Raw genomic sequence first — 16,138 nt, forward strand, 5'->3', positions numbered from 1 at the left:
TTATTATACTGTATATAATTATAATTTATGTATGAAACTGTTATTTAGGAGGTAACGATGAAAAATAAATTTGTTTTATTTTTTTTAGTTTTGCTTTTCTTCTTAAGGACATTTTCTTTTTCTTATGCACAAACTGCAGAGGATGGGAAAAGGGCTGTAATATTTATATTAAATAGAGTTTCTATAGATGATTTTTTAAATAGTGATTTGAAAAATATTAACAATATGATAGACAATGGTACTTATGGCCTTATGACTGTCAATGCTGATGGTGGCAGATCTTTGGAAAGTGTTTTTATGACGCTTGGTACAGGTACTCGTGCTGTTGGCTCTAATGGTGCTTCTTTGAATTTCAACACATGGGAAACATATAACCATGAATTGGCGTCTACAATTTATGAGAGGAATACGGGGAAAATTCCTTCAGAAGGTCAAGTTTTAAATTTGGATATTGCTCAGATAATCAGAAACAACTCAAAAAGAAATCATATTATAAGGCCTGGCTTATTAGGGGATAAATTTAAGGATAGTGGGCTTAATGTAGCTGTTTTTGGCAATGAAGATACAGATGTTGATTACAAAAGATATGCTCCTTTAATAGGCATGAATTACAGCGGTATTGTGCATTATGGAGATGTCAGTGATATGACGAATAAAAAGGATCCTTTGATGCCTTACGGCATATCGACAGATTATGATACAATGTACAAAGAGTATCTGAGTGTTAAAGATAATGTGGCTCTGGTAATATTTGATTTAGGCGATACTGCAAGAGCAAATGATTACCAAAACAGCGGGTTAGATAAAATAAATAGAGAGAACAAAGAAAAAGCACTAAAGAATGCTGATGAATTCATTGGAAAAGTTTTACGTACTGATAGTGGTAATACTCTTTTTATGATTGTCACTCCTTTGCCGCCTTCTCAAAAAATGGGCCAAAATGATTTTTTGACGCCTGTTGTAATGTATGGAAATGGCATTGCAAAAGGTAAGCTTATAACATCGGATACGACGAAAAGGACAGGTATTGTAACAAACACAGACTTGCTTCCAACAATATTGACGTATTTTGGCTTAGATGTGCCTGCCTTTGTAACTGGACACAATTTGTATTCATCAGATGTCAATGGAGATTTAATGAAGCTTGAAAATTTAGAAAAGCAGCTTACATTTAACTATACGTATAGGCCGTATTTTTTAAAAACTTACGTGATACTGCAGATATTTATACTGATTTTATCTTTGGTTATACTGCTGTTTTTTAAAAAATACTCTACTTTGGTGAAGCCTTTTTTGCTTTTGATACCGATTATGCCTATAAGTTTCTTGCTTTTGCCTCTATTTGATTATGCAAATATCGTAAACAGCGTTTTAGGCATTGTTGCTGTTTCAACAGTTTTTACATTAGCTGCATACAAATTAGTTAAAAAAAGTAGTTTTAGATACTTTTTAATTGCAGCCTTCACTGCTGCCATATTGATGCTGGACATGCTTACAGGATATAATCTTTTGAAAAATTCATTTTTAAGTTACGATGTAATCGCAGGTGCCAGATTCTATGGAATCGGGAATGAATACATGGGGATTTTCATAGGAGCCGTACTGTGCTTTGCACTTTTATCGTTTGAGACATTTGGGGATATTGACAAAAAGTATCTAATATTTGCAAATATACTGATTTACATTATCGTCTTATACTTTATAGCATCGCCGGCTTTAGGGACGAATGTAGGCGGTGGTATAGCCGCGTTTGCAGCATTTTCAGTTGCGTCTATTTACTTATTTGGCAAAAAACTTAACATTAAAAATATTTTGTTTGTAGGTGGAAGCATAGTTGCATTATTATTTTTGCTGTTTTATGTTGACTCTTTAAGACCTGTGTCAGAGCAAACACATATAGGGCAGACCTTTAATTTAGTGAAAAATGATGGGCTTTACCCGCTTATTCAGATATTTGCAAGAAAGATTAGCATGAATTTGAAGCTTTTTAAGTATTCCGTTTGGAGCAGGGTTTTAGTTACGTTGGTGTTTGTGCTTTTCATACTTTTTTATAAACCAGTTGGCGCTTTAAAGAGGATTTTTAATGAGCGAAAATTTGTATACATAAGCTTTTTATCCACCATAATAGGAAGTATTTTTGCTTTAGCTTTTAACGATTCAGGTGTTGTTGCGGCGGCTACGACAATGGTTTATGCTGCGCCGATGCTTATTGACATTATCATTGATGAAAATAAAATTATAAAGGAGTGAAATAGATTGGAAAAAACAAGGGTTTTGCATGTTGTAAGGGAAGCAGAAGGCGGTATGAAGAAGCATCTGTTGTCGCTTCTTAATGGACTTGATAAAGACAAGTATCAATTAGCCGTTGGCTGCTCTTTTGATAAAAAAACAATGGATGACTTGATAAAAGATGGTGTATCTGTTTACAGTGTTAATATTTGTGATGGAATAAATTTTAAAAAGGATTTTGCTGCGTTAAAGGAGCTTAGAGCCATTATAGATGATTTCAAACCACATATCATCCATTTTCATGGTGCAAAAGCGTCCTTAGTTGGAAGGCTGGCTTCACTTGGATACAATTTAAAGATCGTTGTGACAGTGCACAATTTTCCTAATTACAATAACATGAACAAGGTAAAAAAGTATTTTTATCTGACTATCAATAAACGCTTAAATAAAAAGACAGATGCAGTAATTGCAGTGTCTTACGCCCTTAAAAAAGCTGTTGCAGACGAAGAAAACATGCCGCCTGATAAAGTGCGTGTAGTGTACAACTGCATTGATGTGCCACAAATCATTAAAGAGCCTTTGAAATTGAGAGAAAAATACGGCATAGCTTCAGATACACTTATAATTGGTTGTGTTGCGAGGCTTATACCGTCAAAAGGTGTTCAAGATCTAATTGAAGCATTGAACATACTCAAAGGAAAAGTTAAAGCATTTGTCTTTATAGCAGGTGATGGACCTTATAAGGAACATCTTAAAGATATGGTTCGAGATTTAAAACTTGATAATGTGGAATTTTTGGGGTTTATAGAAGATATATTCAATTTTTTAAGCAGTATAGATATCTTTGTATTGCCGTCTCACAGCGAAGGCTTTGGCATATCGGTTGCTGAGGCTATGGCGTTAGGTGTACCTGTCATTGCTACAGATGTTGGAGGGATACCTGAAATAGTTAGAAATGATGAAAATGGAATCATTGTAAACTCGGAAGCCCCTAATGATTTGGCCAATGCCATTGAAATTCTTGCGTTAAATGAAGATTTGAGAAATAAATTTTCAAAAAAAGGCAAAGAATATATTTTAAGCAATTTTTCAAGAGAAAAAATGATAAATGAATTGGAGCTTTTGTACGATGAACTTAGGAGGAAATGAAAGTTTGAGCAGGGTAAAAGAGAAAAAAGAAAGGCTTAGAAAACTGAGAATGTTATACTTATTCATATCGATTTACATAATTTTTATCACGTTATGCATATTTCAAGTAGATTACACGTTTAATGATTTAACAACAGGCATTGCAAGTCAAAGCATATTTAAGGTTGCTATAAGCAAAGATTTTCTCAACATAACTTTTTTGGGACAGCATAGCCATGTGCCATTAAAAGGCGTTAATGGTCTTTTCAAATCTCTGTACAAGTGATTTTTTATGCTATAATATTAATATATGTGAAGGAGGTTTGAAATGTCTAAAGTTAGAAAGGAAAACAAGAGGAATTTTTGCATTATAGCCCATATAGACCATGGTAAATCTACTCTGGCAGATAGATTGATTGAGAAGACTGGAGTATTGACGGAAAGGGAAATGGAAGAGCAAGTTTTAGACAGCATGGACTTGGAGAGGGAAAGAGGCATAACCATAAAGCTTCAGCCAGTTCGCCTCATATACAAAGCAAACGATGGAGAAGAGTATGAATTGAATCTTATAGATACTCCTGGACATGTTGACTTTACGTATGAAGTTTCGAGGAGTATTGCGGCATGTGAAGGTGCTTTGCTGGTTGTTGATGCAACGCAAGGAATAGAAGCTCAAACGCTGGCAAACTTGTATCTGGCATTAGAGCACGATCTTGAGATTGTGCCTGTCATAAACAAGATAGATCTTCCATCTGCGGATCCTGATTTTGTAAAAAAGGAGATCGAGGACGTTATAGGCATCGATGCTGAAGATTCTTTGCTCATATCTGCGAAAGAAGGCATAGGCATTGAAGATGTTTTGGAAGCAATAGTAAAGAGAATACCGCCACCATCAGGTGACCAAGAAAAACCGCTTAAAGCATTGATATTTGATTCGTTTTACGATAACTATAAAGGTGCTATAAGTTTCATAAGGGTTTTTGACGGCACATTAAAGCAAGGCGATAAGATAAAGATGATGTCGACCGGGAAAGAATTTGAAGTGACGGAAGTAGGTATATTTAGGCCTAATCTAAGTCCAGTAGATTTTCTCACAGCCGGTGATGTTGGATATGTTGCTGCCAGCATAAAAAATGTCAGCGATACTCGTGTGGGAGATACCATAACAAATGCAGAATTTCCAGCATCTGAACCTTTGCCAGGGTATAAAAAAGTGACTCCCATGGTTTTCTGCGGCATATATCCAGCGGAAGGCGAAGATTATGAAAATCTAAAAGATGCTCTTATGAAACTGCAATTAAACGATGCGTCATTGACGTTTGAGCCGGATACATCTGCAGCTCTTGGGTTTGGCTTTAGATGTGGCTTTTTAGGCCTTTTACATATGGACATAATACAGGAGAGGCTTGAGAGGGAATATAATCTGAATCTGGTGACTACGGCACCGGGCGTTATCTATAAAGTCTACAAGACAAACGGAGAAGTAATCGAACTTGATAATCCGACAAATTTACCGGAGCCGACGTTGATCGATCATATAGAAGAACCTATAATAACTGCCACAATAATGTCTCCTACAGAGTACGTTGGACCTATCATGGAGCTTTGTCAAGACAGAAGGGGCGTTTATCAAGGGATGGATTACCTTGAGCCTACCAGAGTGCTTATTAAGTATGATATTCCATTGAATGAAATAATATATGACTTTTTTGACGCTTTAAAATCGCGAACAAAAGGATATGCTTCATTAGATTATGAGTTAAAAGGCTACAAGACATCAGATCTTGTGAAATTGGATATACTTATAAATGGCGAGATAGTGGACGCTTTGTCTATGATAGTCCATAAAGATAAGGCTTATGAAAGAGCCAGAAAGATGACAGAAAGGTTAAAAGAAAATATACCTCGCCATCTTTTTGAAATTCCTATCCAAGCTGCTATAGGTTCAAAGATAATAGCAAGGGAGACTGTCAAAGCATTGAGGAAAAATGTTTTGGCAAAGTGCTATGGCGGAGATGTTACGCGAAAGAAAAAATTATTAGAAAAGCAAAAAGAAGGCAAAAAGAGAATGAGACAAATAGGGAAAGTGGAAATTCCACAAGAGGCCTTCATGTCAATCTTAAAGCTTGATGATGACAATGATTAGATCTGGTATATACGTTCATATTCCTTTTTGCAAGAGAAAATGCTATTATTGCGATTTTAATTCCTATGCAAATATGGAAGATAGCTTTTTTTCGTTTAAAAAGGCAATTATAAAGGAAATTAAAACGAGAAAAGAGGAGCTTAAAGATATATACACTTCTGTGTATATAGGAGGAGGTACGCCAAATGTCTTGCCTCCTATATACATCGAAGAAATATTGGGTGAAATCTGCGAAAACTACAGTTTAAGCAAAGATGCGGAGATCACGATCGAATTGAATCCTGGCTTAATAGATGAAGAAAAGCTTAAGTCATATAAAAAAGCAGGTGTAAATAGAATAAGCATAGGTTTGCAGTCCTGGCAAAACGATTTATTAAAAGCTATCGGCAGAATACATACAGTGAGCGATTTTATTGAAAATTATAGTATAGCATCTAAATATTTTGACAACATAAACATAGATATAATGTATGCACTGCCAAATCAGACTTTTGAGAATTTTAAAGAAACATTGACAAACGTAATCGCATTAAAGCCATCACACATTTCTTGTTATGGACTTATATTAGAAAAAGGAACACCTCTTTACGATATGTATGAAAGAAATGAAGTTAAGCTTGCTGATGATGAATATGAATTGATGATGTTTCACTATGGTGCAGAGCTTTTAGAGAATAGTGGATACAGACATTATGAAATATCAAATTACGCATTGCCTGGGTATGAATGCCGACATAACAAGCTGTATTGGATGGATTTACACTATTTAGGCTTTGGACCAGGTGCATATTCGTTTGTAGGAAATAAGCGATTTGGCAATATAAAAGATGTTAAAAAGTACATAGGCATGATTAATAATGATGGACATGCTGTTGACGATGTTGATGAATTGTCTTTAGAGGATCAAATGTCTGAGTTTATGTTTTTAGGTCTTAGAATGATGGATGGAGTAAATGACAAAGACTTTAAAGAGAGATTTGGCGAAAGCATGTTCTTTGTATTTAAAAATGCCATTTATAAAAATATAGAGTTGGGGCTTTTAAGAAAAGAAGGTGAAAATCTTAAATTGACGCCCAAAGGCGTAGATGTGTCCAATAATGTGTTTGAGGATTTTTTATTTTAAAGTATTGACAAATATCCACAATAGTGGTATTTTTAAATCGTGATTAGCACTCTCAAGCTAAGAGTGCTAATAATAGAATTTGGGGTGGTGAATATGCCGTTAGATGATAGGAAAAAGAAGATTTTAGAAGCTGTGATTAATGACTATATTTTGACGGCAGAACCAATTGGATCTCGGACAATTGCAAAGCGATATAATCTTGGTGTAAGCTCGGCCACAATTAGAAATGAAATGGCTGACCTTGAGGAGATGGGGTATCTTGAACAGCCTCATACATCTGCAGGTAGAATACCATCTGATAAAGGATACAGATTTTATGTTAATAATATATTAGAGCACTATTTGAATGAAAGTCGTGACGATGAAGTAGAGGCAATTGATGAGGTTTTTGCTGAGATAGACGATATAGTGAAGAAATATGCCAGGTTATTATCTACCATTACTAATCACACTATAGTGGTTAAGATGCCTCGAATTGATGAAAACACGATTAAGAGAATACAGATATTGCCTGTTGATGCAAATAAATTGATACTTCTTGTAATGACAGAATCAGGCATCATGAAAAACTATTTAATAAGCTTAAAGGATAATATTGATAATAATTTGTTTGAGTTTTTAAACAACCTGATCAACAATAAAATGATAGGGAAAAGAAAAAGAGAAATGGACCAGACATTGAGAGATGAGATAAAAAAAGAGTCTGGCAGTGCTATCGGAATCATAGACAAGATTACAGATACGATTATAAATGGTTTAAAGCAGATGGATGAAACAGACTTGTATTCGGAGGGCATTTCAAATATTCTCAACTTCCCTGAGTACAAGGATCTCTTAAAAGCTAAAATGTTTTTTGATCTGATTGACAATAAAGACATTATGAATTCAGTATTAGAGCCTTTAGACGATTCCATCGATGTTACTATTGGAAGTGAAAGCAAGTTTGAAGAGATGTGGGATTTAAGCATAATCAAATCTACGTATAAGATAAATGGTGAGGTTGTTGGGACTTTTGGCATTATTGGGCCTACAAGGATGAATTACAAGAGGCTTATAAATGAAATAAACACGATGTCAAATGAATTGTCAAAAGTTTTGTCATATATATACCAAGAAAATAAGAGGTGAATCAATTGGATAGAGAAAAAGATACAATGGAAAGCAAAAACAATTTAGACGAAGATTTAAAAGACAATGTATCTGATGCTAACCGACCTCAAGATGACAGTGAAGGCAGCATAGGTACAGAAAATTCTGATCAGGGTGAAGAAAAAAATTACGAAGGAGAAATTGAAGAATTGAAAAATAAGCTTAGGCAGAAAGAAGACGAAGCAAATGAATACTTAGAAATGGCCCAGAGGTTGAAAGCAGAATTTGAGAATTACAGGAAAAGGACAGAAAAGGAAAAAGCAGATCTGGTTGAATATGGTAAAGAACAGGTAATCTTAGACATACTGCCAGTTATAGATAATTTTGAGAGAGCTCTTGAAGCATCTCACGGTGATAATGAGGAAATAGCTTCCTTTAAAGAAGGTGTCAATTTAATATACAGGCAATTTAAAGGTATTTTAGAAAAGATAGGGGTTAAAGAGATAGAGGCTTTAGGCCAAATATTTGATCCATATAAGCATCATGCTGTTATGCAGGAAGAGGTAGAAGATAAGAAGGAAAATGAGATAATTGAAGTTTTTCAAAAGGGATATATGTTTAATAATAAAGTAATAAGACCGAGTATGGTCAAAGTAGCAAAATAAAGTATAGGAATAGGAGGAGTAGATTATGGGAAAAATTATAGGAATTGATCTTGGCACAACTTTTTCGTGCGTAGCTGTTATGGAAGGAGGACAGCCGGTAGTCATACCAAACTCAGAGGGGGCCAGGACAACTCCATCTGTTGTGGCGTTTACAAAAGAAGGTGAAAGATTAGTAGGCCAAGTCGCAAAAAGACAGGCTATTACAAACCCTGAAAGGACAGTTATGTCTATAAAAAGACATATGGGTTCTGACTACAAAGTAACTATTGATGGAAAAAGTTATACACCGCAAGAGATTTCAGCAATGATACTGCAGAAGTTAAAAGCTGATGCTGAAGCGTACTTAGGAGAGAAGGTTACAGAGGCTGTAATAACAGTTCCTGCGTATTTCAATGATAGCCAAAGACAGGCAACCAAAGATGCAGGTAGGATAGCAGGACTTGATGTAAAGAGGATTATAAACGAGCCTACTGCGGCTTCATTGGCCTATGGGCTTGATAAGCAAGGCAATCAGAAGATAATGGTGTACGATTTAGGCGGTGGTACATTCGATGTATCTATACTTGAGATAGGCGATGGAGTATTTGAAGTATTGGCTACAAGTGGTAATAACCACTTAGGTGGTGATGATTTTGACCAGAGGATTATGGATTGGCTGGCAGACAACTTCAAAAAAGAGTATGGAATTGATCTGAGAAACGACAAGATGGCAATGCAGAGGCTTAAAGATGCAGCAGAAAAGGCGAAGATAGAACTTTCTTCTGCTATGACAGCTAACATAAACTTGCCTTTTATAACTGCTGATGCTACAGGTCCTAAGCACATAGATGTAAATCTTACAAGAGCAAAATTTGAGGAGCTTATCAATGATTTAGTGCAGTCTACTGTTGAACCAGTAAATCGTGCATTAAGCGATGCAAAACTTAGTCCTGCAGATATTGATAAAGTGATATTAGTCGGCGGTTCGACGAGAATACCATTCGTTCAAGAGACAGTAAAAAGGATAATGGGCAAAGAACCGCACAAAGGCATAAACCCAGATGAATGTGTTGCAATTGGAGCTGCAATTCAAGGTGGTGTATTAGGAGGCGAAGTTAAAGACGTCTTACTATTGGATGTTACACCGCTTTCTCTTGGCATTGAAACACTTGGTGGTGTGTTTACAAAATTAATAGAAAGGAATACTACTATTCCTACAAAGAAGAGCCAAATATTCTCCACTGCTGCGGATGGGCAGACATCTGTTGAGATACACGTTCTGCAAGGTGAAAGACCAATGGCTCGTGACAATAAGACACTTGGAAGATTTACCCTAACTGGAATTCCACCTGCTCCAAGAGGAGTGCCTCAGATAGAGGTTACATTTGACATTGATGCTAATGGCATTGTCCATGTTTCTGCAAAAGATTTAGGTACAGGAAAATCTCAGAATATAACAATCACTTCTTCTTCTAATTTAAGCGAAGAAGAGATAAACAGAATGATGAATGAAGCGAAACAGCACGAAGAAGAAGACAGAAGGAGAAAAGAAGAGATAGAAGTAAGAAACAACGCAGATTCATTGATATATCAAGCTGAAAAGACTATGAAAGATTTAGCAGACAAGATGACACAACAAGAAAAAGATGATATAAATAAAGAGATAGAAAATGTAAGAAAAGCTCTTGAAGGCAGCGACATTAACGCTATAAAAAGTGCTTCAGAAAAATTGTCACAAGCATTTTACAATGTATCTTCACGCATATATCAGCAAGCAGGCGGTGCGGGTCAGGCAAATGGCTATAGCGGCAGCGATGGAACATCTAATAAAGATAATGTATATGAAGCAGACTATAGGATGGAAGATGACAACAAAGACAATAAATAAGAACCAGGGCAATCCTGGTTCTCATTCATGTTAAGAAAGGCAGGTGATGTGTATGGCAAAAGATTATTATGCAATATTGGGTCTTGATAAAAATGCCAGTGATGAAGATATAAAGAAGGCTTATAGGACTCTTGCAAAGAAGTATCATCCCGACTTAAATCCTGGCAATAAAGAAGCAGAACAAAAGTTTAAAGAGATAAATGAAGCATATCAGATTTTGTCTGATCCTCAGAAAAAAGCTCAATATGATCAATTTGGCGATGCAGCATTTAATCAAGGTGGTTTCAACCAAGGAGATTTTGGTGGCTTTGGCGGTTTTGGTCAAGGTGGATTTGATTTTGGCGGCTTTGGCGACATTTTTGGCGATATATTTGGCGATATGTTTGGAGGCAGCACCAGAAGAAAAACTGGTCCTCAAAAAGGAAATGATATAAGGATTAATCTGACTTTGTCCTTTGAAGAAGCTGCATTTGGTGTCGAGAAAGAGATTGAAGTTGAAAGATATGAAAAATGCGATAGGTGCAATGGTACCGGTGCAAACCCAGGAACGAAAGTAGATGTATGCCCTGAATGTCATGGAACAGGAGAGGTCAGGATAACGCAAAATACGCCGTTTGGCAGGATAGTCAATGTGAGAACATGTCCTAGATGCCATGGAGATGGCAGGATAGTAAAAGATCCATGCTCAAAATGCCATGGAACTGGGAAAATAAGAAGAGCGAGAAAATTAAAAGTAAATATTCCTGCTGGAATTGATGAAGGACAAATGGTATCATTAAGAGGTGAAGGTGAACCAGGAGAAAGAGGAGGAGCTAATGGAGATCTTTTTATTGTAATAAGCATAAAACCTCATAAGATATTCAAGCGTGATGGATTCAATGTATTGCTTAAAATGCCTATTAGCTTTGTAGATGCTGCACTTGGTGCAGAGATAGAAGTTCCTACCCTTGACGGCAAAGCTATATACAATATTCCACCTGGAACTCAGACCGGAACGGTGTTTAGACTTAGGAACAAAGGAATACCTCATATTAATGGAAGAGGACGTGGTGACGAATTTGTGGAAGTATATATCGATGTTCCTAAGAAATTGACGGAAAAGCAAAAAGAGCTATTGAGGGAGTTTGACAAGCTGAGCAATGATAGCGGCGGTAAATCATTTTTTCAAAAAGTAAAAGATGCTTTTGGAGCATAAAAAAAGGGTGATATGATTGAAATGGCTTGAAGTTAAAATTACGACTTCAGTGGAAGCTGAGGAAGCTATAACAAATATAATGCATGAAGTTGGTGCAGGCGGTGTTGTCATAGAAGATCCAAATGATTTAAAGATGTTAAATGACAGCAATGAATGGGACTACGTAGATCCTGATATGATTGTAGATAGCGATAAAGTTGTAATATCTGCTTATTTCCCTCTTACTCCCAGTACAATTGACAAATTAAGCATAATCAAGGATAGAATAATAGGGCTTAAAGAATATAATTTGGACATCGGAGATTTTACGTTTGAAACGACTGAAGTCGATGATGAAGATTGGGCAAACAGTTGGAAAAAGTACTACAAGACTTTTAAGATTGGCAAACGTGTCGTCATAAAACCATCGTGGGAAGATTATAACCCAGAAGAAAATGAAATAGTTGTTGAGTTAGATCCAGGTATGGCTTTTGGCACAGGCAGCCATGAGACAACAAAAATGTGTATAGAATTTTTAGAAGATAATGTTAAAAGTGGTGATACCGTCTTTGATGTTGGGTGCGGTACAGGTATATTGTCAATTGTCAGCTCTAAGTTAGGTGCAAAAAAAGTCTTTGCAGTCGATGTGGACGAAGTTGCATTAAAAGTGGCTTCTTTAAATGTAAAATTAAACAAACTGGACAATGTTGAGGTTTTGAAAAGTGATCTTCTAAAAGAGCTAAGTGGTGAAGCGGATTTAATAGTTGCAAATATTATAGCTGATATAATAATAAAAGCTACTTTTGATATACATGAAAAACTTAAAGAAAACGGCTTGTTTATATCAAGTGGAATAATTAAAGATCGTAAAGATGATGTTTTAAATGCTATTTCCGAATATTTTGACGTTATTGATGTCAAAGAAGATGGGGAATGGGTTGCAATATTATCAAGGAAAAAGTGAGTGCTGTGAGAAGACTTTTTATAAAAGATGAGGATATAAAAGATGGCATAGTCAGGATACATGGTGATGATGCTCATCATATAAAGGATGTATTAAGGTTAAAGATTGGAACTGATTTGGTGGTTTCTAATGGAGTGAAACAGTACAATGCTTCTATTCTTTCTATCAAAAGCACTTCTGTCTTATTAAAGATAGTTGGTGAGTTGCATCAAGTCGTAGAAAGTTCTATAAATGTGACTTTATTTCAAGGACTGCCAAAGTCTGATAAAATGGATTTGATTGTTCAAAAATGCACAGAGATCGGAATAAAGAAGATTGTACCTGTTGAAACCGAGTTTTCGGTTATAAAGGTTAAAGAAAAAAGCATAGTCAACAAAATAAACAGGTGGAATAAAATTTCTCAAGAAGCATCAAAGCAATCTGGAAGATTGATAGTGCCGGAAGTGCTGGAACCGATAAGTTTTAATATTGCTTTGAATTACATCCATGAGTTTGATTTATGCGTGATGCCTTACGAAAGAGAGACCAATGTAAGGTTAAAAGATGTTTTAAGGGAAAATAATGGTGCAAAAAATATTTGTATTTTTATCGGGCCTGAAGGTGGCTTCTCATCCAGTGAAGTAACCATGGCAACTAAAAATGGTGCTGTGATTGTCACATTGGGTCCAAGGATTTTAAGGACAGAAACAGCAGGTATTGTGGCTGGTTCTATAATTTTGTACGAATTAGGAGATTTAGGATAGACGGTTTTTATTTTTGCCTCTTAAATGTTTCGAGGCTTATTTTTTTATATTTCGTTAAATGTTATAATAAATTTTGAACTTTATAACAAACGATATAGGAGGAATATTACGAAGTGGCAAAGGCAAACATAGCTTTAGACGCTGACGAATTTTATGATGTATATGGTCGCAAAAAAACTGTGTCATTTTTTACATTAGGTTGTAAAGTAAATCAATATGAGACGGAAGCCATGGCTGAGATTTTCAAGAGTTCAGGATATGATGTTGTAGGGTTTGATGAATATGCCGATGTGTATGTCATAAACACATGCACTGTGACTGGTCGAGGCGATATGAAATCAAGGCAGGAAATAAGAAAGGCTAAAAAAATCAATCCGGATTCTGTGATTGCTGTGGTTGGCTGTTATTCGCAAGTGGCCTCAAATGAAGTTTTGAATATACCTGAAGTAAATGTTGTTTTAGGTACTAAAAACAAGGGAGAAATAGTCAAATTAGTAGAGAAAGCGGCGAATGCCAATAAGGTAAATGCCGTTGAAGATATATTTAAAGATAGAAAATTCGAGGAACTTAAGATATCAGCTCAAGAAGGTCATACGCGGGCATATTTAAAGATACAAGATGGGTGCAATCAATACTGTACTTACTGTATTATACCGTATGCCAGAGGTCCTATAAGGAGCAGAAAGCCTAATGACATATTGGATGAGGTTAAAAGGCTTAAAGATAATGGCTATAAAGAAGTAGTGTTGACAGGCATACACGTTGCATCATATGGCAAAGACTTGGAAAATGTGGATTTGCTTGATATAATAAAGATGATACACGAAATCGAGGGCATCGAAAGGATACGCCTAAGTTCAATTGAGCCTACATTTTTAACCGAAGATTTCGTAAGAGAAGTTTCTATTTTGCCGAAATTTTGCAGACACTACCATATATCATTGCAAAGTGGTTCGGACAGTGTACTTAAAAGAATGGGTAGAAAATACACCACCAGTGAATACAAAAAGATTATAGAGAGAGTTAGAAAGTACATCAAAGATGTGGCAATAACAACTGATATAATGGTAGGGTTTCCTGGAGAAACTGAGAGCGAGTTTAACGAAACTTTTAATTTTGTAAAAGACATACAATTCAGTAAGATGCATGTCTTTAAGTATTCAAGGCGAGCGGGAACAAAAGCGGCAAATTATCCCGACCAAATTAAAAATTCTGTTAAGGAAGAGAGAAGTAAGATATTAATTAAGCTTTCAGAAGAATGCGAATCAGAATTTTACAAAAGGTTTTTAGGCAGCACGCTAAATGTGCTATTTGAACAGAAAGTTAAAGAACTGCAGGGATATGTAGAAGGACTTACTGACAACTATATAAGAGTGGCAGTAAAGTCGGATTTAAACATTAAGAATAAAATACTACCTGTAAAGTTAGTAGACTTAAGAAAAGATTTTGCTATTGGCAATATAGTTGAAGGAGGTGAGATGATTGAGTGATTGCATTTTTTGCAAGATCATAAATAGGGAGATTGAATCAAAAATAATTTACGAAGATGATTATGTAGTTGCCTTTCCTGACATCAATCCACAAGCGCCAGTTCACTTGCTTATAGTCCCAAAAGCTCATATTGATTCTCCACTGGACATTGATGACAAGAACAAAGAGCTTGTAGGACATGTCTATGTAATTGCAAAAAAGCTGGCTAAGCAGTATGGGATTGATAGCAAAGGATATAGGATAGTATCCAATTGTGGCGACGACGGTGGACAAACTGTTCACCATATACATTTTCATCTTTTAGGCGGAAGATTTATGACATGGCCTCCAGGGTAAACATTGACACAAATTGGTTTTTAGATTATAATATATTAAGATATCCCAATAATATTTGCAGCAATAAATGCAGCTTACATTTGGCAGTTTATCCGGAGGGAGGGAGATTACAGTGTCAGAAGTTCGAGTTGGAGAAAATGAGTCCCTTGATAATGCATTGAGAAGATTTAAGCGCCAATGCTCAAGAAGTGGCGTTCTTTCTGAATTAAGGAAAAGGGAACATTATGAAAGCCCAAGCGTAAAACGCAAAAAGAAATCAGAAGCAGCAAGAAAAAGAAAGTACAAATTTGGAAAATAAGGAAGTGTGGTTATGACCCTTAAGGATCGATTGTACAAAGATATGGTTGATGCTATGAAATCAAAAGATGTATTCAGAAAAAATATTCTAAGCATGGTTAGATCTTCAATATTGCAAGTAGAGAAGGATACAGGAAAAGTCCTTGATGATGAAGGGGTCATTAATGTAATTTCCAGAGAGATAAAACAAAGAAAAGAGGTTTTGCCTGAATACGAAAAAGGTAGCAGGCAAGATTTGGTAGATAAAGCGAACCGTGAAATAGAAATTATGCTGGAGTATATGCCACAGCAGTTGACTGATGATGAGATAGATGAAATCGTAAGAGGTATTATCGATGAGACTGGTGCTACAAACAAAAATGATATAGGGATGGTTATGAGCAAGGTGATGCCTCTTGTAAAAGGCAAGGCTGATGGCAATAAAGTTAGGACGATAGTTTCGCAGCACTTACAATGATAAAAAAACTTGGTACTTAGATGTATCAAGTTTTTTACTTTTATTGCATGGAACATAGGTCCATGCATTTTTTTATTTTAAAATTCCTTAAAAGAATGTTTTTACTCAAAGATTCATAAGATTTAACGGGAGGAGGCTTTATCATGAAGTCAAATACCATAAAAGAGGGAATTCTAAATTTAGTGGATTTTCCTAAAGATGTTTTATTGAATCTCCCTAAGATAACAGTAATAGGCAACACGCAAATTACCGTAGAAAATCATAGAGGTATAATAGAATATATTCCTGAAAGAATAAGGATTAATTCTACGATAGGAATGATTAGAATAACAGGTAAAAATATGATTATAAATTCAGTAATGACAGAGATATTAGTCATTACCGGGAAAATATTAAATATAGAAATAATTGTATAAAATTTTCTTTGCC

At 35.6% G+C, this 16,138-nt stretch carries 16 protein-coding genes; all 16 read left to right on the forward strand.

Annotation, left to right across the window (positions count from 1 at the left end; genetic code table 11):
• Positions 1-57: 57 nt before the first annotated feature.
• The 16 genes from ACZ42G_RS05495 (at position 58) to yqfC (ending at position 16,125) form a co-directional block, all read left to right on the forward strand.
• Entirely contained in the window at positions 58-2,250 is a 2,193-nt protein-coding gene (locus ACZ42G_RS05495; RefSeq protein ID WP_464851816.1) for a hypothetical protein, read from the forward strand.
• Between the two features lie 6 nt (positions 2,251-2,256).
• On the forward strand, positions 2,257-3,378 hold the full coding sequence (locus tag ACZ42G_RS05500; RefSeq protein ID WP_464851818.1) for a glycosyltransferase family 4 protein: 1,122 nt from the start codon (positions 2,257-2,259) through the stop codon (positions 3,376-3,378).
• A gap of 4 nt (positions 3,379-3,382) precedes the next feature.
• On the forward strand, positions 3,383-3,643 hold the full coding sequence (locus ACZ42G_RS05505; RefSeq protein WP_045410439.1) for a hypothetical protein: 261 nt from the start codon (positions 3,383-3,385) through the stop codon (positions 3,641-3,643).
• Between the two features lie 42 nt (positions 3,644-3,685).
• Positions 3,686-5,503, forward strand: a complete 1,818-nt coding sequence (gene lepA, locus ACZ42G_RS05510) for a translation elongation factor 4 (RefSeq protein WP_014758910.1) — start codon at positions 3,686-3,688, stop codon at positions 5,501-5,503.
• On the forward strand, positions 5,490-6,626 hold the full coding sequence (gene hemW / locus ACZ42G_RS05515; protein WP_464852117.1) for a radical SAM family heme chaperone HemW: 1,137 nt from the start codon (positions 5,490-5,492) through the stop codon (positions 6,624-6,626). The genes lepA and hemW overlap by 14 nt, the downstream gene beginning before the upstream one ends.
• A 93-nt stretch (positions 6,627-6,719) precedes the next feature.
• Positions 6,720-7,754 (forward strand): heat-inducible transcriptional repressor HrcA, encoded by a 1,035-nt coding sequence (gene hrcA, locus ACZ42G_RS05520; RefSeq protein WP_014758908.1) that lies wholly within the window; start codon positions 6,720-6,722, stop codon positions 7,752-7,754.
• A 26-nt stretch (positions 7,755-7,780) separates the two neighbouring features.
• Positions 7,781-8,380, forward strand: coding sequence for a nucleotide exchange factor GrpE (gene grpE / locus ACZ42G_RS05525; protein ID WP_464852119.1), 600 nt, complete (start codon positions 7,781-7,783; stop codon positions 8,378-8,380).
• 25 nt (positions 8,381-8,405) lie between these two features.
• Positions 8,406-10,247 carry a molecular chaperone DnaK gene (gene dnaK / locus ACZ42G_RS05530; protein WP_464851821.1) on the forward strand — a complete coding sequence of 614 codons (1,842 nt, stop codon included), beginning with the start codon at positions 8,406-8,408 and terminating at the stop codon, positions 10,245-10,247.
• Between the two features lie 52 nt (positions 10,248-10,299).
• Positions 10,300-11,442, forward strand: coding sequence for a molecular chaperone DnaJ (dnaJ, locus tag ACZ42G_RS05535; protein WP_014758905.1), 1,143 nt, complete (start codon positions 10,300-10,302; stop codon positions 11,440-11,442).
• 16 nt (positions 11,443-11,458) lie between these two features.
• Complete coding sequence (gene prmA / locus ACZ42G_RS05540; protein ID WP_464851823.1) at positions 11,459-12,385, forward strand: 50S ribosomal protein L11 methyltransferase; 927 nt, start codon at positions 11,459-11,461, stop codon at positions 12,383-12,385.
• Positions 12,382-13,128, forward strand: coding sequence for a 16S rRNA (uracil(1498)-N(3))-methyltransferase (locus ACZ42G_RS05545; protein WP_464851825.1), 747 nt, complete (start codon positions 12,382-12,384; stop codon positions 13,126-13,128). The genes prmA and ACZ42G_RS05545 overlap by 4 nt, the downstream gene beginning before the upstream one ends.
• 113 nt (positions 13,129-13,241) lie before the next feature.
• On the forward strand, positions 13,242-14,618 hold the full coding sequence (gene mtaB, locus ACZ42G_RS05550) for a tRNA (N(6)-L-threonylcarbamoyladenosine(37)-C(2))-methylthiotransferase MtaB (protein WP_464851827.1): 1,377 nt from the start codon (positions 13,242-13,244) through the stop codon (positions 14,616-14,618).
• Positions 14,611-14,955: a histidine triad nucleotide-binding protein gene (locus tag ACZ42G_RS05555; protein WP_014758901.1), complete on the forward strand. Its 345-nt coding sequence runs from the start codon at positions 14,611-14,613 to the stop codon at positions 14,953-14,955. Before mtaB ends, ACZ42G_RS05555 begins: the two co-directional genes overlap by 8 nt.
• A gap of 112 nt (positions 14,956-15,067) precedes the next feature.
• Positions 15,068-15,253: a 30S ribosomal protein S21 gene (rpsU, locus tag ACZ42G_RS05560; RefSeq protein WP_013297679.1), complete on the forward strand. Its 186-nt coding sequence runs from the start codon at positions 15,068-15,070 to the stop codon at positions 15,251-15,253.
• Positions 15,254-15,265: 12 nt separating this feature from the next.
• A complete protein-coding gene (locus ACZ42G_RS05565) occupies positions 15,266-15,709 on the forward strand; it encodes a GatB/YqeY domain-containing protein (protein WP_464851829.1) in 444 nt (147 codons plus the stop codon).
• 143 nt (positions 15,710-15,852) lie between these two features.
• Complete coding sequence (yqfC, locus tag ACZ42G_RS05570; protein WP_013788273.1) at positions 15,853-16,125, forward strand: sporulation protein YqfC; 273 nt, start codon at positions 15,853-15,855, stop codon at positions 16,123-16,125.
• Positions 16,126-16,138 lie beyond the last annotated feature (13 nt).

It is taken from the genome of Thermoanaerobacterium calidifontis, from assembly GCF_055381745.1.

Coding starts and splice junctions, on each gene's coding strand:
- ACZ42G_RS05495 (WP_464851816.1), top strand. CDS start 58: ATGAAAAATAAATTTGTTTTATTTTTTTTAGTTTTGCTTTTCTTCTTA.
- lepA (WP_014758910.1), top strand. CDS start 3,686: ATGTCTAAAGTTAGAAAGGAAAACAAGAGGAATTTTTGCATTATAGCC.
- hemW (WP_464852117.1), top strand. CDS start 5,490: ATGACAATGATTAGATCTGGTATATACGTTCATATTCCTTTTTGCAAG.
- hrcA (WP_014758908.1), top strand. CDS start 6,720: ATGCCGTTAGATGATAGGAAAAAGAAGATTTTAGAAGCTGTGATTAAT.
- grpE (WP_464852119.1), top strand. CDS start 7,781: ATGGAAAGCAAAAACAATTTAGACGAAGATTTAAAAGACAATGTATCT.
- dnaK (WP_464851821.1), top strand. CDS start 8,406: ATGGGAAAAATTATAGGAATTGATCTTGGCACAACTTTTTCGTGCGTA.
- dnaJ (WP_014758905.1), top strand. CDS start 10,300: ATGGCAAAAGATTATTATGCAATATTGGGTCTTGATAAAAATGCCAGT.
- ACZ42G_RS05565 (WP_464851829.1), top strand. CDS start 15,266: ATGACCCTTAAGGATCGATTGTACAAAGATATGGTTGATGCTATGAAA.
- yqfC (WP_013788273.1), top strand. CDS start 15,853: ATGAAGTCAAATACCATAAAAGAGGGAATTCTAAATTTAGTGGATTTT.